Genomic DNA, 24678 nt, shown 5'->3' with positions numbered 1-24678 from the left:
CGCGAAGAAGCTTTCGAAGGCAGCAGGCAACCTGAAACTGTTCAATATCGCCGAGCGACTTGAAACAGTGATGGCAGATGTGAAAAAGATGTTTCCAAATCTCGACTGGTTCAGCGCGGTCTCGTATCACATGATGGGCGTGCCGACGGCGATGTTCACCCCGCTGTTCGTGATCGCCCGTACGGCAGGCTGGAGCGCGCACATCATCGAGCAACGGATCGACAACAAGATCATCCGGCCGAGCGCAAATTACACCGGTCCTGAGAATTTGAAGTACGTGCCGCTAAATAGGAGAAAATAGCGGTCGCTGTGCGCTTTCGAGGCGCGTGCAGTTCAACCCTCGCGGTTCTCCAGATGGCCAACCGCGCACTGTTCAACTGAAACTAGATAGAAAGGTTTTCTCCATGAAAAAGCTGATGATCGCCGCCGTGATTGGCGCCCTGTCCACGACGATGCTGACCGTCGCGACTGACGCCGCCGCGCAAACGGCGACCACCACGACCACGAAGCCGGCCGTCAAGGCTGTGCCGAAGAAGCCGCAGCCGAAACGCCTGATCAAGCGCAAGCCGAACCCGGCTAAGGAAGCGAAGGTTGATCCGGTGCCGGACGGCTCGGTCAAGTGGTCGTGCAACGAAGGTCTGGCATTCGACCTGAAGGGCGACATGAAGCGTGACCAGATCGTCACGGTTCACTGGGCGAACAAAAACTACAATCTGCCGCGCGAAGCAACCACCACGGGCGCAGACCGTTTCCACGACGCCGCATCGGGTATGGACCTGGTCGTGATCCCGACGAAGGCAATGCTGTTCTCGGATAAGGACAGCTCGCGTCTGGCCGACGAGTGCAAGACGGCAGAAATGGTGCAAGGTGCGCCGGCTCCGACGCAATCGAACGCGATCAACAAAACCAACTAATCAGTTACATCAGGAAAGCTCCCCGATGTCCGCTCCGATTTCCAACGTGCGACCCGACCCGGACCCAGTCCTGGTCGATATCGTCGACTACGTTCTGGATTTTCCGGTCGACAGCACGCTCGCGCTGGACACCGCGCGTAACTGCCTGATCGATACGCTCGGTTGCGGACTCGAGGCGCTCACCTACCCGGCCTGCACCAAGCTGATGGGACCGATCGTGCCCGGCACGATCGTCCCCAATGGCGCCAAGGTGCCGGGCACGTCGTTCCAGCTGGACCCGGTTCAGGCCGCCTTCAACATCGGCGCCATGATCCGCTGGCTGGACTTCAACGACACCTGGCTGGCTGCCGAATGGGGCCACCCGTCGGACAACCTCGGCGGCATTCTGGCGACCGCCGACTGGCTCTCGCGCAGTGCCATCGCAGCGGGCAAACAGCCGCTGACGATGAAAGACGTGTTGATCGGCATGATCAAGGCGCACGAAATTCAAGGCTGTATCGCGCTCGAGAACTCGTTCAACAAGGTCGGGCTCGATCATGTATTGCTCGTGAAGCTGGCTTCGACCGCGGTGGTCGGCCAGCTGATCGGTTTGACGCGCGACGAGTTGATCAACGCGGTATCGCAGGCGTTTGTCGATGGACATGCGCTGCGCACCTACCGCCATGCGCCGAATACCGGCTCGCGCAAGTCGTGGGCCGCGGGCGATGCGACGTCGCGTGCCGTGCGGCTCGCGCTGATCGCAAAGACCGGCGAGATGGGCTATCCGTCGGTGCTGACGGCGAAGACGTGGGGCTTTTACGACGTCCTCTTCAAGGGCAACGCGTTCAAGTTTCAGCGCCCGTACGGCTCGTACGTGATGGAAAACGTACTCTTCAAAATTTCGTTTCCGGCAGAATTCCACGCGCAGACGGCGGTGGAAGCGGCCATGACGCTGCATGCGCAACTCAACGCAGCAGGCAAGCGCGTGGAAGACATCAAGAAGATCACGATCCGCACCCACGAAGCCGCGATCCGCATCATCGACAAGAAAGGCCCCCTGAACAATCCGGCCGACCGTGATCATTGCATTCAGTACATGATCGCCGTGCCGCTGATCCATGGCCGCCTGACGGCTGCGGACTATGAAGATTCGATCGCGCAGGACGCGCGTATCGATGTGCTGCGCGCCAGGATGGAATGTGTCGAAGACGCGCAGTTCACGAAGGATTACCACGATCCGGAGAAGCGTTCGATCGCCAATGCACTGACGGTCGAATTCAACGATGGGTCGACGTTCGACGAAGTTGTAGTCGAATACCCGATCGGTCATAAACGTCGTCGCGAAGACGGGATTCCGTTGCTGGTCGAGAAGTTCAAGACCAACCTCGCGCGCCGCTTTCCGGTCAAGCAACAACTGGCGATTCTCGACGTGTCGCTGGATCAGGCAAGGCTCGAAGCCATGCCGGTCAATGAGTACGTCGATTTGTACGTCATCTAGTTAAGTACAGTAGTTCCGCGATCAAACCAAGGAAAACACCATGGCCCACAACCTCCACAAAACGCTCAAGGAATTCGACAGCGGTTCCGGCAAAGGCAAGTTCTACTCCCTGCCGCAACTCGGCAAGGCACTGAACATCAAGATCGACCGCCTGCCGGTTTCGATCCGTATCGTGCTGGAATCGGTGCTGCGTAACTACGACGGCAAGAAGATCGCCGAAGAACACATCACGCAACTCGCGAACTGGAAGCCGACCGCAGCGCGCGTCGACGAAATCCCGTTCGTCGTGTCGCGCGTCGTGCTGCAAGACTTTACCGGCGTGCCGCTGCTCGCCGACATCGCTGCCATGCGCGGTGTCGCGAAACAAATGGGCAAGGATCCGAAGTCGATCGAACCGCTGGTCCCGGTCGATCTGGTTGTCGATCACTCGGTGCAGATCGATCACTTCCGCGAAAAGAACGCGCTCGATCTGAACATGAAACTGGAATTCCAGCGCAACAACGAGCGCTACCAGTTCATGAAGTGGGGCATGCAGGCATTCGACACGTTCAAGGTCGTGCCGCCGGGCGTGGGTATCGTTCACCAGGTGAACCTGGAATACCTCGCACGCGGCGTGCACAAGAAGGCTGAAGGCGCGGACACCGTGTACTACCCGGATTCGCTGGTCGGCACCGACAGCCACACGACGATGATCAACGGTATCGGCGTGGTGGGCTGGGGCGTGGGCGGTATTGAAGCGGAAGCCGGCATGCTTGGCCAGCCGGTGTACTTCCTGACGCCGGACGTGGTGGGCGTCGAACTGAAGGGCAAGCTGCGCGAAGGCCTGACGGCGACCGACCTGGTCCTGACCGTGACCGAACTGCTGCGTAAGGAAAAGGTTGTCGGCAAGTTCGTCGAGTTCTTCGGCGAAGGCACGAAGTCGCTGTCGCTGCCGGACCGTGCAACGATCGGCAACATGGCACCGGAATACGGCGCAACCATGGGCTTCTTCCCGGTCGACGAAAAAACCATCGACTACTTCAAGGGCACGGGCCGCACCGACGCAGAAATCTCCGCTTTCGAAAACTACTTCAAGGCGCAGGGTCTGTTCGGTATTCCGAAGGCCGGCCAGATCGACTACACCAAGGTCGTCACGCTGGATCTTGGCACGGTGACGCCGTCGCTGGCAGGTCCGAAGCGCCCGCAAGACCGTATCGAAATCGGTCATGTGAAGTCGACCTTCAGCGATCTGTTCTCGAAGCCGGTGGCAGAAAACGGCTTTGCGAAGAAGTCGGAAGACCTCGACGCGCAATACACGACGAGCAACGGCGTCGACGTGAAGAACGGCGACATCCTGATCGCTGCCATCACGTCGTGCACGAACACGTCGAACCCGAGCGTGCTGCTGGCGGCTGGCCTGCTGGCGAAGAAGGCGGTGGAAGCCGGCCTGACGGTCGCTCCGCACATCAAGACCTCGCTGGCTCCGGGATCGCGCATCGTCACGGAATACCTGACGAAGACCGACTTGATGAAGTACCTCGACAAGCTCGGTTTCACGCTGGCCGCTTACGGTTGCACGACCTGTATCGGTAACGCGGGCGACCTGACGCCGGAACTGAACGAAGCGATTACGAAGAACGACATCGTCGCGGCAGCGGTTCTGTCGGGCAACCGTAACTTCGAAGCGCGTATTCACCCGAACATCCGCGCGAACTTCCTGGCCTCGCCGCCGCTGGTTGTCGCTTACGCGATCGCCGGCAACATCACGCGCGACCTGATGACCGAACCGGTCGGCAAGGGCAAGGGCGGCAAGGACATCTATCTGGGCGACATTTGGCCGACCAGCGAAGAAGTCGACGCGCTGCTCAAGTTCGCACTGGACGCAGATGCGTTCCGCAAGAACTACGCGCACCTGACCAAGAAAGGCGACCTGTGGAGCAAGATCGAAGGCGAAGAAGGTCAAGTCTACGACTGGCCGAAGTCGACCTACATCGCTGAGCCGCCGTTCTTCGGCAAGGACTTCTCGATGACGCCGGCCGACAGCATCGCTGCTGTGACGAACGCGCGCGCACTGGGCATCTTCGGTGACTCGGTCACGACCGACCACATCAGCCCGGCTGGCTCGATCAAGGAAGACTCGCCGGCAGGCAAGTGGCTGAAGGCAAACGGCGTGCAGAAGGCCGACTTCAACAGCTACGGCTCGCGCCGCGGCAACCACGACGTGATGATGCGCGGCACGTTCGCGAACGTCCGGATCAAGAACCTGATGATCCCGGCGAAGGCAGACGGTACGCGTGTGGAAGGCGGCCTGACGATTCATCAGCCGAGCGGCGAACAAGAGTCGATCTATGACGCAGCGATGAAGTACATCGACGCAGGCACGCCGACGGTTGTGTTCGCGGGCGAAGAATACGGCACGGGTTCGTCGCGTGACTGGGCAGCTAAGGGTACGCAACTGCTGGGTGTGAAGGCTGTGGTCGCACGCAGCTTCGAGCGGATTCACCGTTCGAACCTGGTCGGCATGGGCGTTCTGCCGCTGCAGTTCAAGGGCTCGGATAGCGTGCAATCGCTCGGTATTACCGGCGAAGAAACGTTCGACGTGGAAGGCCTGGGTTCAGACTTCAAGCCGCAGCAGGAAGTGACGCTGGTGATTCGCGGTAAGGACGGTAAAGAGAAGCGCGTGCAGGTGCTGCTGCGTATCGATACGCCGATCGAAGTCGACTACTACAAGCACGGCGGGATTCTGCCGTTCGTGCTGCGTTCGCTGCTGGCTGCTTGAGGTTACTAATCTAGCGGTTGAGCAAACGGCTTAGCTGTTTTGCAGGTGCTGCGTCCTGTGGAGGACGCAGCCGATTTGAGAGCCCGGCTTTGGCCGGGCTTTTTTTTATTTCTGCGGTGTGCCTGCGCCCGCACGGAAAGCGTCGGGATTGTCGGTGACCCGGCGCTGGGTCATGTGAGCGTTCCAGTCGGTGCCCACCGCCGTTGATGCACGCGTTGTGACGTGCGTACGCGGCTGCTGGGCGGCCCAGTTGGACCATGCTGCATCTCCGACTGTGCTATCTCCAGCCGACTGAGGTGCTGCCCATTCAGCCTGCTTAGAGACAGCGGGCCGCGTGGCCGGACCAACAGTGCGGCTCAACGCAAGCCGATCATCGACATGCGCCGTAGTCATGCGAGCGACTGCAACTTTGTGTCCCACCCTCTCGGAGTAATTCTTCGTTGGTTCGCGGGTCGAGGCTGACGCGCTCGACCGCGCCATGATTTCCCGCGAACGTTGGGTCCGCTGATTTCGAGGCACCGCCGGAGTGCGGTCATCAGTCTTGGCGCGGCTCCCTGACGCCGGTGTAGGCGCTACATTGCTTGCCGCCACACTCGCTGGTGCGACCGTTGCAGCGGCGTAGCGTGTCGCCGAGCTTGCAGTAGGCACCGTTGCTGCCGCAGTAGAGCTTGCTATCGCTGTCTTCTGCGCCGCGCTTGCCACCGAAGCCACACTCGGCGGAACCAGTTGCTTGTCTTCAACGGCCAACTGGGCCGGCCGTTGCGGATGATCCGCGAGCGCGCTGCCGCGCGCAGGCGCCGCCGGAAGCTTCGCCGGCAGCTCCTTGGCTTTGTCGACGTCTCGCATCGTGCACGTCACGAGCAGCCACGCCAACGCGAGGCTGCAACCTGCGAAAATCGCCGCACCGAGTATGTGATCCGAACGCGATGACCGCGGGGGTGCGTTGTTACGATCAAGATAGCGCTTCGCTTCCGCCATCGCAGTATCGAAACGATGGGAATCCACAGGTTTCGGCGGCACCTTGTAGAACAGGATGTGCTTCGTGTCCGGAGGAAACCGATTGGTTCGCGCCAGCCGCGCGGCGCCCTGCTTCAGCGCATAGGGCGAATGTGCCGCCCGCCGTCCCAAACCAAAAGGCGGGGGCAATCTGTCGAATGGCAGCGGCTTCGGGATGGCAAGATCGCCTTCGATCAAGGCCAACGGTCGGTTCATCGTGCTGCGCTCCGGTGTGGACCGATCGCTTCGTCGAGTTGCATCATCAGGTTCCTCGCACGCTTTGCAAGCGCCTCGATTGCGCCTGCTTCGCATTGCGGTAAAGTGGCGTTCAGAGTCTGCAGTGCCTCCATCAAACTGCGCGCGCCAACAAGACCGACCGTCCCACTCAATCTGTGCAGTGATGCGCGCAATCCTTCGATGTCGGATTGTTCACGCAAGCCGTGCAGCCGCGCCAGATCTTCGTCCATCGAAGAGTGCCAACCGCGCAGGAACGTAGGAAGATCGATACCCTCTCGCGACAATGCGTCGAGATAACTGCGGTCGAAGGGTTCAGTCGAGCTACTCACGAAGATTTCCTCTGGTTGTGTGGCTGCGGCGGACCCACTGTTCCTCCGCGTCTTTCAGGTTGTGGGCCTGCTGCATAGGTTGCCCCGGGGGTGTTGTGCGCGATCACCGCTGCGATTGGGCGCGAATTGTCGACGAGCGATGCACCATCGCCCAACGACGCCGCGTTGGATCGAATCGAAGCAAGCCATGCGGCGCAAGCTATACGCGGCACGCGACCGCAACCCTGCGCTGATAAATCAACCAAACCCACCTTATTCATAGCGCGCAAAGCTCAGTCATTCAGTCTATGCAACGAGGCAAACTCGATCAGAGCGGCCAACGACGACAACCCAAGCTTTTCCTGGATCCGGCTCTTGTACGTGCTCACCGTCTTGTCACTGATGAACAGTGCGTCGCCAATGGCTTTGTTAGACATACCCTTCGAGAGCATTTGCAGGATCACAATCTCCTTATCGGACAGGAGCTTGAGTTTCCCCTCTTCATCCCCTGTCTCTAACGGCACGCCCATACCGGCCCCGCCGGACGTCATGGGGAACACGGTGTAACCGGCCAGCACGGCCTCGATCCCGCGCACGATCTCCTTCAGTTCCTGCGATTTACCGACGAAACCCTGGGCGCCCGAGCGCATGACGCGCGGCGAGAAAGCCGCCGGATCATGCCCCGATAGAACCAGTACGCGGATTCCCGGGTGGGCCAGTTTCAGACGCGGGACGACATCGAGTCCATTGATGCGTGGAATATCGAGATCGAGAATGACGAGATCCGGCAGGTGTTGCCGGGCGAGTTCAACAGCGGCCTGGCCGTTATCGGCCTCGATGACATCGCTGACACCCGACAACTGCGAAATCTGAGTCTTGACCACCAGTCGAAATGCTGGATGATCATCCACGATCAATACTGTAGTAATTTTGTAGTTTTCCTAAACATATCCTGATCCTTGAAACACCCACGTGCGCGAGTTGTCGTAGACAGGCGTTGCGTTTTCAGGCCGCCAATCAGGCGGTGTATATTGCATTGAACATCACGCTGACGGCGATGCGATCCGCCAGATGTAGCCGACGTGCGTTACCTCAATCACGCGCAAAATCGATTTCGACGCGGCGATTCGGCGCCAGACATTGCACGAGCTCATCGCGTTTCGTCTGTGTGCAGGTCACCAGCGGATTTGTCTTTCCGCGCCCTTGCACGGAGATCGGCATCGTCACGCCGTGCTTGCGCAGGTAGTCACGTACTGTTTGCGCGCGCTGCAGCGAGAGCGCGCTGTTGTACGCGTCGCTGCCCAGACTGTCCGTATAGCCGTTGATGTTCAGTCTGCGAATGGCGGGCGCCTGTTGCAAGCCGTCCACCACCGCGTCGAGTTGCGCCTTGCCGCGCGGCAGCAATGCCGCCTCGTCGCCGCCATTGAAGCGAAACGCCGAGTCGGCTCTGAGCGTAACTTGTGGCGGAACGGCCGAAGCGGTTTGCTGCTGCGCGGGTTGCTGCTGTGCACATTGCATGGCCGTTTCAGCCGACTTCTGGAGGTTGCTGTGAATTTCCGGCAGCAGCTTCTCCGCCGCGGAGAAATTGCGCGTCCACGCGTAATGTCCGGCATGAATCAATTCGACCTCGGCACAGGCGAGCGGCTGCAGCGCCTGCGGGCACCTTGCCGTGGCGGGATCGCTCTTGATCACGTTGACGATATTCCACAAGTCAGGGCGCACCGTCGATACCGTGCGCAACTCCGGATTGGCCGCGGACAGCGGCGTGCCGTTTTCAAGACTGGTGGTAATCAGCGCGGCCTGGCCGATGGCCTCTTCGACAAATCCCCACTTGTCGTGCGCCTGCCGTGCCTGCTGCGCGGCGTTGATCCAGCATTGCGCCTTGGCGTGGAAATAGCTATCCCTGTCCCCTGGCAATGTGTTGAGCCGCTGTTGTAGTGCGGTGAGCGCATCACCTGCGCTGGCGATCGGTGCATAGGTGCTGACCCATTGAGAGGTCGGCGCGCCAGCGGCCGTATCCTGCACCGCACCCAGCCCGGTTTTTAGTACCGTTGGATCTTCAATGCCCAGCCGGTCGCGCTCAGCTTGCCCCGCACAACCTGCCAAAACCAGCGCGAACGCCAGTACCGTCAATCGAAATTTCATAGTGCCCCTTCGTCGAAGGCCTCAACATTAAGAATATGTTGAGTATGGATAGACACGTCCGAGCATGGAATGGGAAAACTCTTAGATCTGCCTAAGAAGTCTTAACCATTGCCAATCGAATCGCATAAACCAACGGTCACTTTGAGAAACTACTCGACGCGGTGGTCGCGCCGTCGAACCTGCGTTACGCCGCTATCGCCCGTGCCGCATTCCGCCCACGCAGCCATTCGAGTGCCAGCAACAGGCACGTTGAGAACACGATCAGAATCGTCGCCAATGCCGCGATCGTCGGGCTGATATTTTCGCGGATGCCGGTGAACATCTGCCGGGGCAGCGTCGTCTGATCTGCGCCCGCAAGAAACAGCGTGACCACCACTTCATCGAACGACGTCGCGAACGCGAACAGCGCGCCCGAAATCACACCCGGCGCAATCACGGGCAAGGTGATGCGGAAAAACGTCTCGACCGGATTCGCGCCGAGCGAAAGGCTGGCCCGCACAAGGTTGTAGTTGAAGCCTTGCAAGGTCGCCGCCACCGTCGTCACGACAAACGGTACGCCCAGCGACGCATGCGCGAGAATCAGCCCGATATACGTATTCGCCAGCCCCAACGGCGCAAAGAACAGATACATACCGACGCCGACCACGACGACCGGCACGATCATCGGTGAAATCAGGATCGCCATCAGCAGACCCTTGCCGCGGAAGTTCGCTTTGGTCAACCCGATCGCGGCCAAGGTGCCGAGCACCGTCGCGACCACTGTCGCCGACGGCGCCACGATAAAGCTGTTCTTCGCCGCCATGCGCCATTCATCGGACGCGATCAGGTTCTGATACCAGCGCAGTGACCAACCCGGAATCGGATATACGAGGAACGTGCTGGATGAGAACGACAGCGGCACAATCGCCAGCACCGGCAGAATCAGATACAGCAGCGTGAGCACGGCAAGCGCGCGCAACGCGAAATACCACACGCGTTCAATCACGGACGTATGCGGCGCAAACAAAGGCTTGGCAAGTTTCATCGCGAGTAAGCTCCGTTCAGCCAATCAGCCGAGGCTCAGGGACGAACGCGTGAAGCGCCCGTAGATGACATACAGCACGAGCGTCGCGGCGAGCAGCAAGCCGCCGAGCGCACACGCCATGCCCCAGTTGATCGTGACGTTGGTGAAGTACGCGACGTAGTAGCTGACCATCTGATCGTTCGGGCCACCGAGCAACGCCGGCGTGATGTAGTAGCCGATCGCCAGAATGAACACCAGCAGTGCGCCCGCGCCGATACCCGGATAAGTCTGCGGCACATAAACACGCCAGAACGCCGCGAACGGATGACTGCCGAGCGAGATCGCGGCGCGCTGATAGGTCGGCGGGATCGACTTCATCACGCTGTACAGCGGCAGGATCATGAACGGCAGCAGAATGTGCGTCATCGAGATGTACACGCCCGTGCGGTTGAACAGCAGCGACAGCGGATCGTGCAATAACCCGGTGGCCATCAACGCCTTGTTCACCAGGCCCTCGCTTTGCAGAATCACGATCCACGCGGCAACGCGCACAAGGATCGACGTCCAGAACGGAATCAGCACAAGGATCATCACCAGATTCGCGCGACGGTCGGAGAGCGTCGAGATCCAGTAAGCGAGCGGATAGCCGAGCAGCAGCGCGAACAACGTCACGGCCGCGCCGATCACAAAGGTGCGGCTGAACACGTGGAGATAGATCTGTTGGTCGGGATCGGTCTGAATAATGTGGCCGAACGCGTCCTGCTTGTGGTCTAAAGATGCCAGTAGATAAAACGGCGAATACGCGCCTGAATTCTTTGCAATGGCCTGCCAGTAGGTGATGTCGTTCCAGCGCTCGTCGAGTTCGGCGAACTTCGCATGGACCTGGGCAGGCGTGAGGTTCAATGGCTTGCTGTTGTCGTCGGCGAACGGCATCGCTCGCGCCGATTTCGCTACCAGAGAGCGGTAGCCGGGAATTTCGACGTTCAGGCGCCGTGCCAGCGCGCCCATACCGTCGCTATCGGCGACCACCGTGAGGTCCGCAGCTAATGCGGCATAAGCAGCATCAGGCGGCGGCGTCTTGCGATCCCAGCCGTTCAATGCATTCAGCGTATGCGGCAAGGCGTTGACCACTTCCGGATTCTGCGCGGCGCGCGTCAACAGCGCACCAATCGGCACGACAAAAATCAGCAGCAGAAAAATGGCGAGCGGCGCGATCAGCAGCAGCGCCATGGCGCGCTTCTTCGCTTCCGCGGCTTTCAGCTCACGCTTGAGCCGAACACTCGACTCAGGCGTCGAATCGGTGGCGATCGTCATCGTAGTCACACCTGTCTCCCACTTCACATCCGATCGTTCGCGCACATCGCGAAGACATGCGCTTACGTTTCATGGCATCGATGCGGCGCGGCTTCACTACCAAGAAAAGCCGCGCCATCTCACACCCAGCTACTTACTTCGAAGCCCAAGACGCAAAACGCTGCTCCAACTCATCGCCATGATCAGTCCAGAACGCGAGGTTCTGCAACACTGCGTTCTTGCCATTGGCCGGCGAGTTCGGCAGATTCGCCAGCGTCTTGGGATCGAGCGCCTTGATAGCCGCCACGTTCACCGGACCGTACGCGATGTTATGCGCGTAGTCCTGCTGCGGCTTCGACGAAAGCGAATACGCGATGTACTTCTCAGCCAGCGCCTTGTTCGGCGTGCCCTTCGGAATCGCCCAATAGTCGAGGTCGTAAATGCTGCCGTTCCACACGACCTTGAGGTTCTTGCCTTCCTTCTGCGCGGCATCGATACGGCCGTTGTACGCAGTAGACATCACCACATCACCCGCGACGAGGAATTGCGGCGGCTGCGCACCCGCTTCCCACCACTGGATGTTCGGCTTCAGTTCGTCGAGCTTCTTGAATGCGCGGTCCTGGCCTTCCTTGGTGGCGAGCACCTTGTAGACGTCCTTCGGCGGCACGCCGTCAGCCATCAGTGCGAATTCGAGGTTGTAACGCGCCCCCTTGCGCATCGCGCGCTTGCCCGGGAATTTCTTCACGTCCCAGAAGTCGGCCCAGCCGGTCGGCGCGGTTTTCAGCTTGTCGGCGTTATAGGCCAGCGCCGTCGACCACACGAAGAAACCCACGCCACAGGTTTGCGGTGCTTCCGGAATCAGATCCGATTTCTTGCCGATCTTTGACCAGTCGAGTTTCTCGAACAGCCCTTCGTCACAACCGCGGCCGATGTCGCCCGATTCGACTTCCACCACGTCCCAGTTCACATGCTTCGCTTCAACCATCGCTTTGATTTTGGCCTGCTCACCGTTGTATTCAACGGCGGTCACCTTGTTGCTGGTTTGCGTTTCGAACGGCTGGTTAAATGCGACCTTCTGCGCGTCGCCATTCGCGCCGCCGAAATTGACGACTGTCAGTTCGGCTGCATTGACCTGCGCGGCGCCCAGCGCGAGCGCCACAGCACCGACAGCGATGGCGCAGCGCGATTTCCCGATCTTGCTCATGGTGTGTTGCTCTCCTTTGGTGGTGTGCTTTCAACTTTCAGCTAGGTACGGTGCGACTTTTTATGTGCTGCTTACGTGAACTGCTTCTTTCATGCGTTGAACGACTCACGCCTGATACGACTTGAGACGCGCTTACGCCCCTGCAAACACCCGCAGATGCTCAGGCGCAAACTCCAGCGCGACCGGCGCACCGGGCGCGAAGGTTTCGAGTGCGTCGGTACCGAGCGGCACCTTGACGAAGCACTCGTCCTGCTCCGGCAGGCCACAACGCATACGCACGTGGTCGCCGAAATAGATCAGCCCGCGGGCCTCACCGCTGAGCGCATTGGCACCGGGCCGTGACACGCCATTGGCGAGCTTCATGCGCTCGGGCCGGATGCACGCAACCGCCGGCGTGCCCGCCCGCGCGCCGCTAATATTGCGGCCGCTGAGTCGCGTGCCGTCGATCAGATGAAACTCGCAGTACTCGCCCTCGACATTCGCGATCGTGCCGCGCAGCTTGTTGCTGTCGCCAATGAAGTTCGCGACGAACTCGTTGCACGGCGATTCGTACAGACGGTCCACGGTATCGAGTTGCTGCACGATGCCTTTATCGAACACGGCAACGCGGTCGGACATGGTCAGCGCTTCGCCCTGATCGTGCGTGACGTACACAAACGTGACGCCGAGCTTTTCGTGCAAGGATTTCAGTTCGTACTGCATATGTTCGCGCAACTGCTTGTCGAGCGCACCGAGCGGCTCGTCCATCAGCACGAGCTTCGGCTCGAACACGAGCGCCCGCGCCAACGCGATACGTTGCTGCTGACCGCCGGAAAGCTGCGCCGGATAACGCTTCGCGAAGCTCTCCATGCGCACCATCTTCAGCGCGTTATTCGTGCGATGGGCGCGCTCTTCCGCGGAAAGTTTGCGCACGGTAAGTGGATACGCGACGTTCTGCTCGACCGTCAAATGCGGAAACAGCGCGTAGTTCTGGAACACCATGCCGATGTTGCGCTTGTGCGGCGGCACGGTATTGAGCAGCGTGCCATCGAGCCAGATCTCGCCGCCAGTGGGAAATTCAAAGCCCGCCAGCATCATCAGACACGTGGTTTTCCCTGATCCCGACGGTCCGAGTAGCGTCAGGAATTCGCCCTGATAGATATCCAGATCGAGTTGTTTAACGACCAGCGTTTCGCCGTCGTACGTCTTGCGCACACCTCGAAAGCTGACGATCACGTCATCGGTTTTCATGCCCTGGTCTCCTCTGCGGTCCGGCCGGCTCCCCCTGCAAAACAGCGGGATTGTGTCAAATTCGTGGCTCACTATAGACCCTTACGGTTCTACAATATGGAACCATTTCATTATTCCGGATAGAACCACTTGGACACCGTGATCTTGTCGGATTGGCTTGCCGCGCGGCTCGACCGCGCCGCCGCCGAACCGGTCTACAGACAGACGTTGCGGCTGATGCAGCAGGCCATCCTGACCGGCCAGCTACCGCCGGGTACCAAGTTGCCGAGCTCGCGCACGCTCGCCGAAGACCTCGGCATCGCGCGCAATACGGTGCTGCACGTCTACGATCAGTTGACCGCCGAAGGCTATGTGATCTCGACCACTGGCAGCGGCACCTATGTCGCCGACACGCGGCCGGACGCGGCGGCCATGAATACGCGCAAGAAGCCGGCGGTGGCGAGCGTCGATGCGGACAGTGCCAATCAGGCTGGCGAGACCGCGAAGCCGCCAAAACGCGATCTCGGCGACCTCTCCACGCGCGGACGAAGGCTGATCGATCAGGCTGGCGTATCCGCCAAACAGTGGGGCGCGTTCATGCCGGGCGTACCCGATGTCGCCGAATTTCCAGCGCGTACATGGAGCCGCTTGCAGGCAAGATTGTGGAAGGAGGCCAATCCCGATCTGCTGACCTATGCGCCTGGCGGCGGCTATCGGCCTTTAAGGCGCGCGTTGTCCGATTACCTGCGGGTCGCCCGCTCGGTGAATTGCACGCCGGACCAGATCATCATCACGACGGGTATTCATCAATCGATCGACCTGGCAGTGCGTTTATTGACCGACGTCGGCGATCGCGCGTGGGTGGAAGAGCCGTGCTATTGGGGCGCGCGCAGCGTGCTGCAATCGTCGGGGATCACGTTGGTACCCGTGCCGGTTGATGCCGAGGGTCTCAACCCACGCGAACAGGATCTACAACATCCACCGCGCCTCGCGCTCGTCACACCGTCGCATCAATATCCGCTCGGCATGGTGATGAGTCTCGCGCGCCGCCGCACGCTGCTCGAATATGCGCGCCAGCATAACGTCTGGATCATCGAGGACGACTACGACAGCGAGTTCCGCTACGGCAGCCGGCCGCTCGCGTCGCTGCAAGGACTCGACGACGCCGGTCAGGTGATCTACGTGGGTAGCTTGGGAAAGATGCTGTTTCCAGGTTTGCGGATCGGCTACATGATCGCGCCGGAGCATCTGGTCGATACGTTCCGCACGGGCGTTGCGGAGTTGTATCGCGAGGGACAGTTGATGCAGCAGGCGGTGATGACCGACTTCATCATGGACGGCCATCTCACATCGCATGTTCGGCGTATGCGTGCGCTCTACGGCGAGCGCCGGCAGATTCTGATCGACGCGATCACCGCGCGTTTCGGCAACGAGCTTCCGGTCATGGGCGACGAGGCCGGTTTGCATCTGGTGCTCGGCCTGCCTGACCACGCGAACGATCGCGCGGTCACAGCAGCCGCTTACGATGCCGGCGTGATCGTTCGGCCGCTCGCCGCCTACTACAGCAGCGAGACGCCCGCGCGACGTGGACTGCTACTGGGATACGCCTGCGTGGCGAACGAGAAGATCGGCCCGGCATTCGACACGCTCGCGCGTGTGATCGAGCAGACGGTGTTGAAGAAGAAGCCGACGCGCGCCGCTTGATCACCCGCCGCCGCTACCTGGCACGCAAGTAGCGGCGTGCGTCCACAAGGCAATACGTCACATCACGTGACGAAGGCGAGACGCCAATAACGAACCGGCTCGCCTTGCAACACAACAACGCATCACTTCAAACCGAAGTCCACCCGCGTCGTCGCACCCTTGTCCTTAATACCGCCCGCGTTCAGCTTCGGCGCGACGATAAACACCCGGCTGCTATCGATCTTGCCTTCGAAATACTGCTGCACCGCCTGCGCCCGTTGCTGCGCGAGCTGACGCAAACTGGCGTCGTCGATCGGCGCATTGGCGGCCATCGCGCTCTTCATCTCGTCGTCCGGCAGGCTCTTGGTCAAGCCGACAAAATTGCGCGGCTTCTTGAAGTCGGCTGCCTTGTAGGCCTTGGTCAGGTACTTGTCGTATTCCTTCGGATCAACGGTGACGGTTGACAGATCGACGCTCTCGCCGTTGCCCACCACGTCCTTGATCTTCTGCTGCTTGACCTCACGCTCGACGTATTGGGCACGCAGGCCCGGTCCGTCGACCGCCGGATCGACGCGGCCAATCAGATCGATCCGGATCGAACTCTTGTCGGCCAGCGCCTTCACAATGGTGTCGAGCTTCTTGTCGGCGGCATCCGAAAGCTTCGCTGAACCCGGGTCGAACTCAACATAGCCCAATTCCTCACCCCCGCCGCCGAATGCATTGGCGATCAGCGAGAACGGCGCGGTCACGGCCTTCTCCAGGAGGTTGAGCACGGCATGCCAGATGAGCCCGCCGATGCTGAACTCGGGATTCGACAACGAGCCCGACACCGGCAGATTCACATCGATTTCACCTTTTGAGTTCTTCAAGAGCGAGATCGCGAGACGCACCGGCAGCTTGGTCGCCGTATTGTTCTCGACGTGATCGCCGAACGTGAGCTGGTCGATGAAAATATGATTGTTCGCGTTCAACTGATCGTTATCGAGCTTGTAGTGCAGATCGACGTTCAGCTTGCCCTTGGTGATCGGATAGCCAGCGTATTTCGCCGAATAGGGCGTGAGGTTGGTGAGTTCGATATCGTGCGCGCTCGCGGTCAAATCAAGTGCCGGTTTCGCGATCAGCGGGTTGACCGTACCGCGAATCGACAGCGGACCATTGGCCGCCAGTTTCGCGGCGATGTCCACAGGCGCAGACGTGGTCGATTGCGTGCCGAACGCGCCGACCGTGCCTTGAATGCTGACCAGGTCCGCGGTGAAGTTCGGCTTGATAAAGTTATCGGTGTAGGTCACGCGGCCCTGTTGCAGCACCAGTTGACCGAAGTGCAGTTTGACGGGGCTTTGCGGCGGCGTAGCGGCCGTCACCGTCGCAGGCGTAGCGGACGACGCCGGCACCGGCGCGGACGCCACCTGGGGTGCCGATGCAGCTTGCGGCGTCAGCGGCACAGGTTCAGCGCCGCTCTTGTCGCGTGTCAGCGATTGTGCGGCGCCGCTTTCATGCGCGACCACGTCCTTGAGATTCAGCTTGCCTTGCGCGTCGAGCAGCACACGCCCATAGAACTTCGTGAACGTGACGCGGCCCGCGTCGACCACCGTGCCGTGTTCGTCGTAGTCGGCCTTCAGGTTGGTCAGCGCGAGTGAGCCCCAACCCGCGAACGGGTCAGACGTCGCCTTGTCGAGCATCCGCACGTCGACGAGCGCCACGTCGCCGCGGTATGTCGCTTTGAGCGCCTTCGTCTGACTCAGCGCGAGGTCGCCGTTCGCATTGAGCAACGCGCTCGCGATCAGCGCATTCAGCTTGCTGCCGAAGTACGGTTCGAAGGCCGCCGCATCCAGGCGGTTCGCGTTCACCTTGACGGCCACCTTGAGCGGCGTCGCCGTAACGTCGCCTTTTATGCCGAGGGTGCCCTTCTTGTTGAGCGTGGCTTGCAGATCGACCGGCAGCGGCTTACTCAAATCGTCGCTGATCTGCTGCACCTTCAGTTGCAGCGGCGTCACGCTCAGCTTCACGGGGTGCGGCGTGGTGTTGTCAGTGAAATTGGCGGTCGCGTCTTTCAGGTTGAGTTCGCCAATCCTGTAGTGCCACGCGGGCCCTTCCGCCTGCGCCTTCTTGACCGCGTGGATCGCCGTACGCTGCTGCTCGGTCTGGTGCGGACCGGCGAGCGCGGCGAGGTCGATGCTGCCGTCTTTCAGACGCTGCGCATTGATCACCAGGCCGGTCGTGTCGACGCCGGTGATATCGGCTGTGCGTCCCACGACGTCCACCTGCTTGACCGTCACCTGGCCTTGCGCGAGCGAAACCACCTGCGTCTTGCTGCCGCGCGCCGCGAGCTTGAGCGATTCGAGATCGAGTTGGGTGTCGGTGACCATCACAGCGGTCGGCGACTTCGACCAGTTCGCATCGACGTTCGCGTTGGCGGACAACGCGCCATCGACGACTTGCGCCGCGGTCGCGGTGTCAAGATACGGTTGCAGCAGCGGCAACTTCAATGACTTCAGATCGAGCTTTGCGGTGGCGGTCTTCGCGACAAGGCCGAACGCGCCGGCTACGCCGAGCGAGCCGCCGGCGTCCTTGAAGTCGCTATTGATCGTGTAATGCGCGGGGGCCGTAGCGAGCGTCGAGAAATCGGTCAGCGTGACGGCCAGTTTCTCCAGGCCAGCGTCGACCGGACGCGAAGCGGCTTCGTCGTGAACGTTGACGGTGCCGTCGTTAAGCGCGAAACGCTTGATCGACAGGTCCAGAGGCTGTGCGGTCTTTTCCGTGGCGGTTGCGCCGGATGCCGCCGCGGGTGCGCTCGCCGCGTTTTCAGCCGTTGTGGCCGCCGACGCGGCCGCAGGGGACGCCGGTGTGGATGCAGAAGCCTCCGCCGCGGGCGCAGTCGAGAACATCCGCTCGACACTCAACACGCCGTCTTTATCACGCGCGAGATTGGCGGTTGGCGCGTCAATGCGGATATCGTCGAAGTGATACAGGCTCTTCAACGGCTCCAGCGTCGCGGCAGCCACATGCACCGCGCGCGCCGCGAAGAACGGCGCCTTGCTCTGATCGCGCACGTCCACATCGTTCAAATCGACGGTGCCCGCCACGCGCAATGACGGCGCGTCGTTGGACATCACGAAGTTGAGCTTGAGATCGGTGGACAGCTTGCCGCTCTGCACAATCACGGGCAGCTTGGCCGGCGCGTAGGACAAGAGCTGGGGCACGTCGAGCCCGTCGAAGCGCAGCGACACTTCCGATTCGCGCGACGCAGCAAACGGCTTGGTCTTGCCGTCAATGGCAAGCGGACTGCCGTCGATGCGCGCACGCAGCAACGGCTCCACGAAGATATCGGTTTTCGAAGGCAGCGTGGCGATAAACGGAATGCCGAGCTTCCATTGATCGATCACGTGGGTTGCGCCGAGCAATTTGTCGTCGAACGTGATCTGACCGTTTTCCAGACGAATGTTCGACACCGAGAATAACGTCGGCTTGCTATCGGGCTTGGCCGGCTGCTTCGAGAACTTCTCGATCAGGTCGGTAAAATTAAAGCGCTGCGCATCGTAGCGAACGATATGAAAACGTGGCGAATCGAGTTGCACCTCGTCGATAATCGGCGCCCCGCGAAACAGCGAGCTCCATGACGGCTTCACAATAAGCCGCGCTATATCGACAAAATCGCCCGCACCGCCCCGCTCGCCGATATGCACGCTATCGGCTTCGAGTTTGAGCGTGTAGGGATTAAGCGCAATGCGGCCGATCGTGGCAGGCCGGTCGAGTTGCTTGCTGAGTTGCTGCTCGGCAATGTGGCGAATCAACGGCGGCGCCGCGAAAAAGCCCAGCAGACCGAACAATACGAGGAAAATCAGCAGACCCGTGATGACACGCCGGGTGCGGCGTGACTGCGCGACGTCGCGCACGGTCTGCATGGAAGAGGCGATTGATGCTTTATTGAGGCTTGCCATGCTCGGTCTTGGGTAATGCGGCGGCAAGCCCGCCGCGAAACGAAAATCCCGCAAGCGGCAGTATAAGTGGTGAATCTTACGCGGGATATAAATGTCAGTCGCGACTTACACATTGTTTCACGCTACAGCGCCCGATGTCCGCCAGCATGAAGCGGCGGACATGGGCTGATTTATGCGTGACTCATGTTTTGCTGTCACAGCAGTGACGCATATTACTCATGCGCTTTACAGGTGCACTTTACTGAAGCATTTCATTGGCGGACTTTACTGACGGATCACCGCCGGCGGTTGCCAGCTGCCATCGGTCGCTTCCGGCTTCGGTGCGTACAGACGCAGCATCAGTTGCAGATCGGTACGCGGCGCCGGCAACCAGTTGCCGCTCTTGCCGCGCGTCGACGACACCGTCACATCGAGCGAGCCATCGCGATTGCGGCGCGCGCCGTTACGATCGCCGACCGCCAGACGCGCTGGCGCGCTTTCCCCTAACGCGCCGTCTTTCGTATAAGCGGTGATCGACCAGAAGCCGCGCACCGGCGGCAACTGGTTCGGCGCGAAGTGAATCACGTAGCGGTTTGCGCCGTTGAGCGCATGACCGTCGCTGTCCTGGGTGACAACCGCGCGCACTTCATCGTCCTTCGTGCCGATGCCCGGTTGGGTCGCGGCGGCGTAAGCGCGCATTGCGTAGTCAGGACCGTAGCTGCCCACGCCGTCGCCGAACCAGCTCCAGCCGTTGCCGCTCAGCAGATTGGACGGCGGCGTGACGACACGCTGGTGGCCGTCTGCAAGACCCGCGGCGATCGCCTCGGGCGCGCTCGGCAGCTTCACCGGATCGCCAGGCGTCACGCCGAAGTCAGACAGGATTTTCAGTGCATGCGGATCGGCGGGCGTCGGCGGATTGTCCGGCAACGCCTGCGCGAGGCGGCTGAAGAAGTCATTCGCGTCGAGCGCGGCGACTCGCGCGGCCGGCGTGCCGGAAGCAGCCGCGGCGGCATCGGCGGCATTGCTGCGCGGCGGTGTAATCGATGCCGAGCGCGTGTCGCCGACAAAGACGCTCAGCGGCGCGACGCGGATAGCGTGCTGCAGTTTGCGCACCGCTGTCAGGTCGCGGGTGCCGTTCGACTGGATGCGCACGCTCACCCACGCGTTGCGGGTCGGCACGTCGACGCGCTTCACGCCCTTGGGCAGATCGCCCTGCCAGCCGGGGCCGACGAAGGCAATCGTTTGCGCTTTGATGCCCACTGCGCGGGTGGCGAACTGTGAGCTGATCGACCAGACGACATTGGTCCACATGTCGAGCACGCGGGCGTCGACGTAGCGGCCATGCGAGTCGGGCAGCGACACGATCACCGGCTCGCTGCCGACGTCCAGCCAGCCGGTCGAGTCGAACGTGTCGAGACTCGGTTGGAGCGGATTGGCTGCGCCGATCGGCGGCAAGGCCTGCGCGTGACGCAGTGTATTGATCGGCGCCTGGCCCGGATCCGTGCCGACCGCCGCGTCGCGCGCGACGCCCATCAGCACCAGCGGATAGCCGAACACATACGAATCGGCGACTTCGTCTTTGATCCAACCGGTGGTTTTTTGCGTCGTGGACGGTGTCGACGCGCAACCAGCCAGAAATGCGAGGCCTGCGAGCGATGCGCAGGTCCAGTGAAGCGAAAACAGTTCTTGGCGATTTTTTATCATTCGTTCAGGTGGCAGAACGTGCGGTCCCAGGGAAAACGTCGGTGCGCAGCGAAACCTGGTTGCGTGGCCTCCCTAAGCCGGGCGCAACCAGTCTGCGGCTCGCGATGCCGACAACATCGGGTTGTATCGTATCCTTGCTCACCAGGCAAGCGCAAAGGCAGGAATAGCGCGTTGTAGTGAGCGTACGGACACCATTTGCAGTACGGTTGGCGATTTTGATCCTTCGCGCGCGGGTTCTTGCCTTGCTGGCCGCCCTTCCCGATCACTCACCGCCCTTTTGTATCCGGAGCGTTTTATGTATATGCCCGCCCATTTTGAAGAGAACCGTCCAGAGGTTCTCCACCGACTGATCGCCGAGCAGCCGTTCGGCGCGCTGATTACCCACGGGCCGCATGGGCTCGATGCGAATCATTTGCCGTTCGAGTTCGACGCGAAGCCAGTCCCCGGAGCGGGCGACGCGAAGGCCGTGCATTCGCACGGCATCCTCCGCGCCCACGTCGCCCGGGCCAACCCTGTCTGGCAGGAAGTCGCCGCCAACCCGGAAACCCTCGTCATTTTCCAGGGCCCGGCCGCCTACATCTCGCCGACCTGGTATCCGAGCAAACACGAGACGCATCGTCAGGTGCCGACTTATAACTATATGGTGGTGCACGCGCACGGCCGGATCGTCGTGCGCGACGACGAGGCGTTCGTGCGCGGCCTGGTCGCACGGCTCACGCGCAAGATGGAAGCGGGCGAACCGGTGCCGTGGAAGATGGGCGACGCGCCGGCCGACTATATCGCCCAGATGCTAGGGGCGATCGTCGGGCTCGAGATCGAGGTCACGCGACTGGTCGGCAAGTGGAAACTCGGCCAGAACAAGGAAGCCGCCGACCGGCGCGGCGCGGCCGAAGCGCTGCTGGCGCGCTCCAGCGACGAACAGCAGGCAGTCGGCCAGGCCATGCTGGACGCGCCGCCGGCGTTCTGAGCCGGATTGCTCGACGGATTGCTCAACAACCGTAGCGTGTCACAAAAACATCCTTGACCTTCCCATCATGGGAAGGTCAATACTCGGTTCATGATGCGGCCCAATGCCGTTACGAGCCTTGCCTACCATGACCGAACTTGCCACGCCGCTGCGTCCCGCGGACGCTACGCCCCCCATAACCACCGAACTCGACATCGGCGGGATGACCTGCGCCTCGTGCGCGATGCGCGTCGAAAAGGCGCTGGCCAAAGTGCAGGGCGTCACGCGCGCGTCGGTCAATCTCGCCACCGAAAAAGCCAGCATCGACAGCGACGCTGCCGTCGACCGCGAAACGCTCGTCAACGCTGTACGCAAGGCGGGCTACGAAGCCACGCCTTCGGCGCGCCCGGACGTCCCGCCAGCGCAAACGTCGCACGCCACGGAACTCGCGATCGGCGGAATGACCTGCGCCTCCTGCGCGATGCGCGTGGAGAAGGCGCTCGCGAAGGTGCCGGGTGTCGCGAGCGTGTCGGTGAATCTGGCGACCGAAACGGCAACGGTCAATCCAGGAGACGCGGCCTCGGGTGCAGGCGCCGACACCGACGCGCTGATCGCAGCGGTCAAGAAGGCCGGTTACGAAGCGACGCTGATAGCGCCCCCGGACGCACCGGCGTCCGTCTCCGATACTGCCGCCCTGGCCACCGCCGCAGACAGCAAACGCAACCAGACCCGCCGCGAACTGGCGGCCGTCCTCGCCTCCGCCGTGCTGACGCTGCCGCTCGTCCTGCCGATGGTCGGTGAATGGTTCGGCTTGCACACAATGCTTGCACCGTGGCTACAGTTCGTTCTCGCCTCGATCGTGCAGTTCGTGTTCGGCGCGCGCTTCTATCGCGCGGCCTACCGTGCCGTGCGGGCCGGCGCCGGGAACATGGACTTGCTGGTGGCGCTCGGCACGTCGGCGGCTTATGGCATCAGCGTCTATGAACTGGCGAGCCATCCGGGCGACATGATGCATCTGTATTTCGAAGCGTCGGCGGTGGTGATTACGCTGGTGCGCTTCGGCAAATGGCTCGAGGCGCGCGCCAAGCGCCAGACCACGGATGCGATCCGCGCACTCAACGCGCTGCGTCCCGACCGCGCACGAATTCGCATCGGCGCGGACGAACGCGAAGTCCCGCTCGCGCAAGTGCGAGTCGGCACGGTGGTGATCGTGCGCCCCGGCGAACGCGTGCCGGTCGACGGCGCGGTGCTCGAAGGCCGCACTCATATCGACGAATCGCTGATTACCGGCGAGAGCCTGCCGGTAGCGAAGCAGGCAGCCGATCCGGTCACCGCCGGTTCGATCAACGGCGAAGGCGCGATTGCGGTAACGACCACTGCGACTGGCGCGGAAACGACCCTCGCACGAATCATCCGCCTGGTGGAAAGCGCGCAGGCCGAGAAGGCGCCGATCCAACGTCTGGTCGACCGCGTCAGCGAGATCTTCGTGCCCGCGATTCTGGCGATTGCCGCGCTCACGCTGGTGGGCTGGCTGATTGCCGGCGCGGGTGGCGAAACGGCCATTCTGAATGCGGTCGCCGTGCTGGTGATCGCCTGCCCGTGCGCGCTCGGACTGGCGACGCCCGCGGCCATCATGGCGGGCACCGGCGTCGCCGCGCGGCGCGGTGTGCTGATCAAGGACGCCGAGGCGCTGGAAACCGCGCATCGGGTGACTATCGTCGCGTTCGATAAGACCGGCACGCTGACGCTCGGGCAACCGTCGGTGACGGCTTTCGAGGCAATCGGCGACATCGGGCGCGATGAGGCCCTGGCGCTCGCCGCGGCCGTCCAGCGGCATAGTGATCATCCGTTGGCGCGGGCCGTGGTAAGGGCGTATAAAGCGGCACAAACGGGCAACCTTGGAGACGACACCGCAGTTGCGGACTCGTCGGCGAATGGCGGGATTGAAACGCTGGGGGAAAGCACGCCGGGCGCTTCAGCTTCAGCTTCAGCTGCAGTAGCGAAGGTTGCGACACTTGCAGCAAGCGCCGCCCGCGCGGTACCGGGGCGCGGCGTGGAAGCCGACGCGAATGGCCGTACCCTGGCGCTCGGCAGCACGCGCTGGCTCAACGAACTCGGCATTCAGTTATCGCCGCAACTCGCCGAGCGCGCAAAAGAACTCGAAGCGGCCGGCAACACGGTTTCCTGGCTGATGCAGCGCGCGCCGCTTGCAGCCACCGCGCTCGCACTGATCGCCTTCGGCGACACCGTCAAACCGACCGCCCGCGCGGCCGTCGAACGGCTCGCCCAGATGGGCATCAAAAGCGTGCTCGTCACCGGCGACAACCACGGCAGCGCAGCGAGCGTCGCCGAGGCGCTCGGCATCGCTGAATTCCATGCCGAAGTTCTGCCCGACGACAAAGCCCGCGTGATCCGCGATCTGAAAATCCGCAGCGCCGGTATCGTCGCGATGGTGGGCGACGGCATCAACGACGCCCCCGCGCTCGCTGCCGCCGATATCGGCATCGCCATGGCGACCGGCACCGATGTCGCGATGCAGGCGGCCGGCATCACGCTAATGCGTGGCGACCCGGCGCTGGTGGCCGACGCCATCGACATTTCGCGCAGAACCTGGCGCAAGATCCAGCAGAACCTGTTCTGGGCGTTCGTCTACAACCTGATCGGTATTCCGCTCGCGGCCTTCGGCTTGCTGAACCCGATGCTGGCCGGCGCGGCGATGGCGTTTTCGAGCGTCAGCGTCGTGACCAATGCGCTCCTGCTGCGCACCTGGCGAGGCGCGTCGACACGGTAACGATATATACGTCGTCATATTACGAAAAGCTTTCGAAAACGCTAAAGATATGGGCAAATCGGCCGTAATCCTGACATAGGTGTAAACCATGCA

17 protein-coding genes are annotated in these 24678 nt (G+C 61.6%); 7 read left to right on the top strand and 10 right to left on the bottom strand.

Annotation, left to right across the window (positions count from 1 at the left end; all coding sequences use genetic code 11):
- The 4 genes from PQQ96_RS22330 to acnA all read left to right on the top strand — a co-directional run.
- Positions 1-301 (top strand): citrate/2-methylcitrate synthase (locus PQQ96_RS22330; RefSeq protein ID WP_408296641.1); only part of this gene is annotated, 301 nt, incomplete at its 5' end.
- 103 nt (positions 302-404) lie between these two features.
- Complete coding sequence (locus tag PQQ96_RS22325) at positions 405-914, top strand: hypothetical protein (protein ID WP_408296638.1); 510 nt, start codon at positions 405-407, stop codon at positions 912-914.
- Between the two features lie 25 nt (positions 915-939).
- Positions 940-2391: a bifunctional 2-methylcitrate dehydratase/aconitate hydratase gene (locus tag PQQ96_RS22320; protein WP_408296635.1), complete on the top strand. Its 1452-nt coding sequence runs from the start codon at positions 940-942 to the stop codon at positions 2389-2391.
- 40 nt (positions 2392-2431) lie between these two features.
- Positions 2432-5149 carry an aconitate hydratase AcnA gene (gene acnA / locus PQQ96_RS22315; RefSeq protein WP_408296632.1) on the top strand — a complete coding sequence of 906 codons (2718 nt, stop codon included), beginning with the start codon at positions 2432-2434 and terminating at the stop codon, positions 5147-5149.
- A gap of 105 nt (positions 5150-5254) precedes the next feature.
- Here acnA and PQQ96_RS22310 read toward each other — a convergent pair whose 3' ends face one another.
- The 8 genes from PQQ96_RS22310 to PQQ96_RS22275 form a co-directional block, all read right to left on the bottom strand.
- Positions 5255-6361 carry a hypothetical protein gene (locus PQQ96_RS22310; RefSeq protein WP_408296629.1) on the bottom strand — a complete coding sequence of 369 codons (1107 nt, stop codon included), beginning with the start codon at positions 6359-6361 and terminating at the stop codon, positions 5255-5257.
- Positions 6358-6711 (bottom strand): Hpt domain-containing protein, encoded by a 354-nt coding sequence (locus PQQ96_RS22305; RefSeq protein ID WP_408296626.1) that lies wholly within the window; start codon positions 6709-6711, stop codon positions 6358-6360. The genes PQQ96_RS22310 and PQQ96_RS22305 overlap by 4 nt, the downstream gene beginning before the upstream one ends.
- Positions 6712-6983: 272 nt before the next feature.
- On the bottom strand, positions 6984-7619 hold the full coding sequence (locus PQQ96_RS22300) for a response regulator (protein ID WP_408296655.1): 636 nt from the start codon (positions 7617-7619) through the stop codon (positions 6984-6986).
- 163 nt (positions 7620-7782) lie between these two features.
- Complete coding sequence (locus PQQ96_RS22295; protein WP_408296623.1) at positions 7783-8835, bottom strand: OmpA family protein; 1053 nt, start codon at positions 8833-8835, stop codon at positions 7783-7785.
- A 184-nt stretch (positions 8836-9019) separates the two neighbouring features.
- Positions 9020-9859: an ABC transporter permease gene (locus tag PQQ96_RS22290; protein ID WP_408296621.1), complete on the bottom strand. Its 840-nt coding sequence runs from the start codon at positions 9857-9859 to the stop codon at positions 9020-9022.
- Between the two features lie 24 nt (positions 9860-9883).
- The gene (locus tag PQQ96_RS22285; RefSeq protein WP_408296652.1) at positions 9884-11152 is read right to left on the bottom strand and encodes an ABC transporter permease; all 1269 of its coding nucleotides are present in this window, start codon (positions 11150-11152) and stop codon (positions 9884-9886) included.
- 133 nt (positions 11153-11285) lie between these two features.
- On the bottom strand, positions 11286-12335 hold the full coding sequence (locus PQQ96_RS22280) for an ABC transporter substrate-binding protein (RefSeq protein WP_408296618.1): 1050 nt from the start codon (positions 12333-12335) through the stop codon (positions 11286-11288).
- A 132-nt stretch (positions 12336-12467) separates the two neighbouring features.
- Positions 12468-13565 (bottom strand): ABC transporter ATP-binding protein, encoded by a 1098-nt coding sequence (locus PQQ96_RS22275; protein WP_408296615.1) that lies wholly within the window; start codon positions 13563-13565, stop codon positions 12468-12470.
- Positions 13566-13694: 129 nt separating this feature from the next.
- Here PQQ96_RS22275 and pdxR point away from each other — a divergent pair, with 129 nt between their 5' ends.
- A complete protein-coding gene (gene pdxR, locus PQQ96_RS22270) occupies positions 13695-15248 on the top strand; it encodes a MocR-like pyridoxine biosynthesis transcription factor PdxR (protein ID WP_408296612.1) in 1554 nt (517 codons plus the stop codon).
- A gap of 122 nt (positions 15249-15370) precedes the next feature.
- Here pdxR and PQQ96_RS22265 read toward each other — a convergent pair whose 3' ends face one another.
- Together PQQ96_RS22265 and PQQ96_RS22260 are read right to left on the bottom strand one after the other, a co-directional pair.
- Positions 15371-19165 (bottom strand): DUF748 domain-containing protein, encoded by a 3795-nt coding sequence (locus PQQ96_RS22265; RefSeq protein ID WP_408296609.1) that lies wholly within the window; start codon positions 19163-19165, stop codon positions 15371-15373.
- A 264-nt stretch (positions 19166-19429) separates the two neighbouring features.
- Positions 19430-20848, bottom strand: coding sequence for a DUF1254 domain-containing protein (locus PQQ96_RS22260; protein ID WP_408296606.1), 1419 nt, complete (start codon positions 20846-20848; stop codon positions 19430-19432).
- A 295-nt stretch (positions 20849-21143) separates the two neighbouring features.
- Here PQQ96_RS22260 and PQQ96_RS22255 point away from each other — a divergent pair, with 295 nt between their 5' ends.
- Both PQQ96_RS22255 and PQQ96_RS22250 read left to right on the top strand, forming a co-directional pair.
- Positions 21144-21815, top strand: a complete 672-nt coding sequence (locus PQQ96_RS22255) for an FMN-binding negative transcriptional regulator (RefSeq protein ID WP_408296603.1) — start codon at positions 21144-21146, stop codon at positions 21813-21815.
- 127 nt (positions 21816-21942) lie between these two features.
- Positions 21943-24585 carry a heavy metal translocating P-type ATPase gene (locus PQQ96_RS22250; protein ID WP_408296600.1) on the top strand — a complete coding sequence of 881 codons (2643 nt, stop codon included), beginning with the start codon at positions 21943-21945 and terminating at the stop codon, positions 24583-24585.
- Positions 24586-24678 lie beyond the last annotated feature (93 nt).

This window comes from Paraburkholderia sediminicola (assembly GCF_046027825.1).
Classification (GTDB): domain Bacteria; phylum Pseudomonadota; class Gammaproteobacteria; order Burkholderiales; family Burkholderiaceae; genus Paraburkholderia; species Paraburkholderia sediminicola_D.
This window is presented reverse-complemented; position numbering and strand designations above follow the sequence as displayed.

What these genes read in the sequence shown, in the direction of transcription:
- PQQ96_RS22325 (WP_408296638.1), top strand. Translation starts at nt 405, where the DNA reads ATGAAAAAGCTGATGATCGCCGCCGTGATTGGCGCCCTGTCCACGACG.
- PQQ96_RS22320 (WP_408296635.1), top strand. Translation starts at nt 940, where the DNA reads ATGTCCGCTCCGATTTCCAACGTGCGACCCGACCCGGACCCAGTCCTG.
- acnA (WP_408296632.1), top strand. Translation starts at nt 2,432, where the DNA reads ATGGCCCACAACCTCCACAAAACGCTCAAGGAATTCGACAGCGGTTCC.
- PQQ96_RS22310 (WP_408296629.1), bottom strand. Translation starts at nt 6,361, where the DNA reads ATGAACCGACCGTTGGCCTTGATCGAAGGCGATCTTGCCATCCCGAAG.
- PQQ96_RS22295 (WP_408296623.1), bottom strand. Translation starts at nt 8,835, where the DNA reads ATGAAATTTCGATTGACGGTACTGGCGTTCGCGCTGGTTTTGGCAGGT.
- PQQ96_RS22290 (WP_408296621.1), bottom strand. Translation starts at nt 9,859, where the DNA reads ATGAAACTTGCCAAGCCTTTGTTTGCGCCGCATACGTCCGTGATTGAA.
- PQQ96_RS22285 (WP_408296652.1), bottom strand. Translation starts at nt 11,152, where the DNA reads ATGACGATCGCCACCGATTCGACGCCTGAGTCGAGTGTTCGGCTCAAG.
- PQQ96_RS22280 (WP_408296618.1), bottom strand. Translation starts at nt 12,335, where the DNA reads ATGAGCAAGATCGGGAAATCGCGCTGCGCCATCGCTGTCGGTGCTGTG.
- PQQ96_RS22275 (WP_408296615.1), bottom strand. Translation starts at nt 13,565, where the DNA reads ATGAAAACCGATGACGTGATCGTCAGCTTTCGAGGTGTGCGCAAGACG.
- PQQ96_RS22265 (WP_408296609.1), bottom strand. Translation starts at nt 19,165, where the DNA reads ATGGCAAGCCTCAATAAAGCATCAATCGCCTCTTCCATGCAGACCGTG.
- PQQ96_RS22260 (WP_408296606.1), bottom strand. Translation starts at nt 20,848, where the DNA reads ATGATAAAAAATCGCCAAGAACTGTTTTCGCTTCACTGGACCTGCGCA.
- PQQ96_RS22255 (WP_408296603.1), top strand. Translation starts at nt 21,144, where the DNA reads ATGTATATGCCCGCCCATTTTGAAGAGAACCGTCCAGAGGTTCTCCAC.
- PQQ96_RS22250 (WP_408296600.1), top strand. Translation starts at nt 21,943, where the DNA reads ATGACCGAACTTGCCACGCCGCTGCGTCCCGCGGACGCTACGCCCCCC.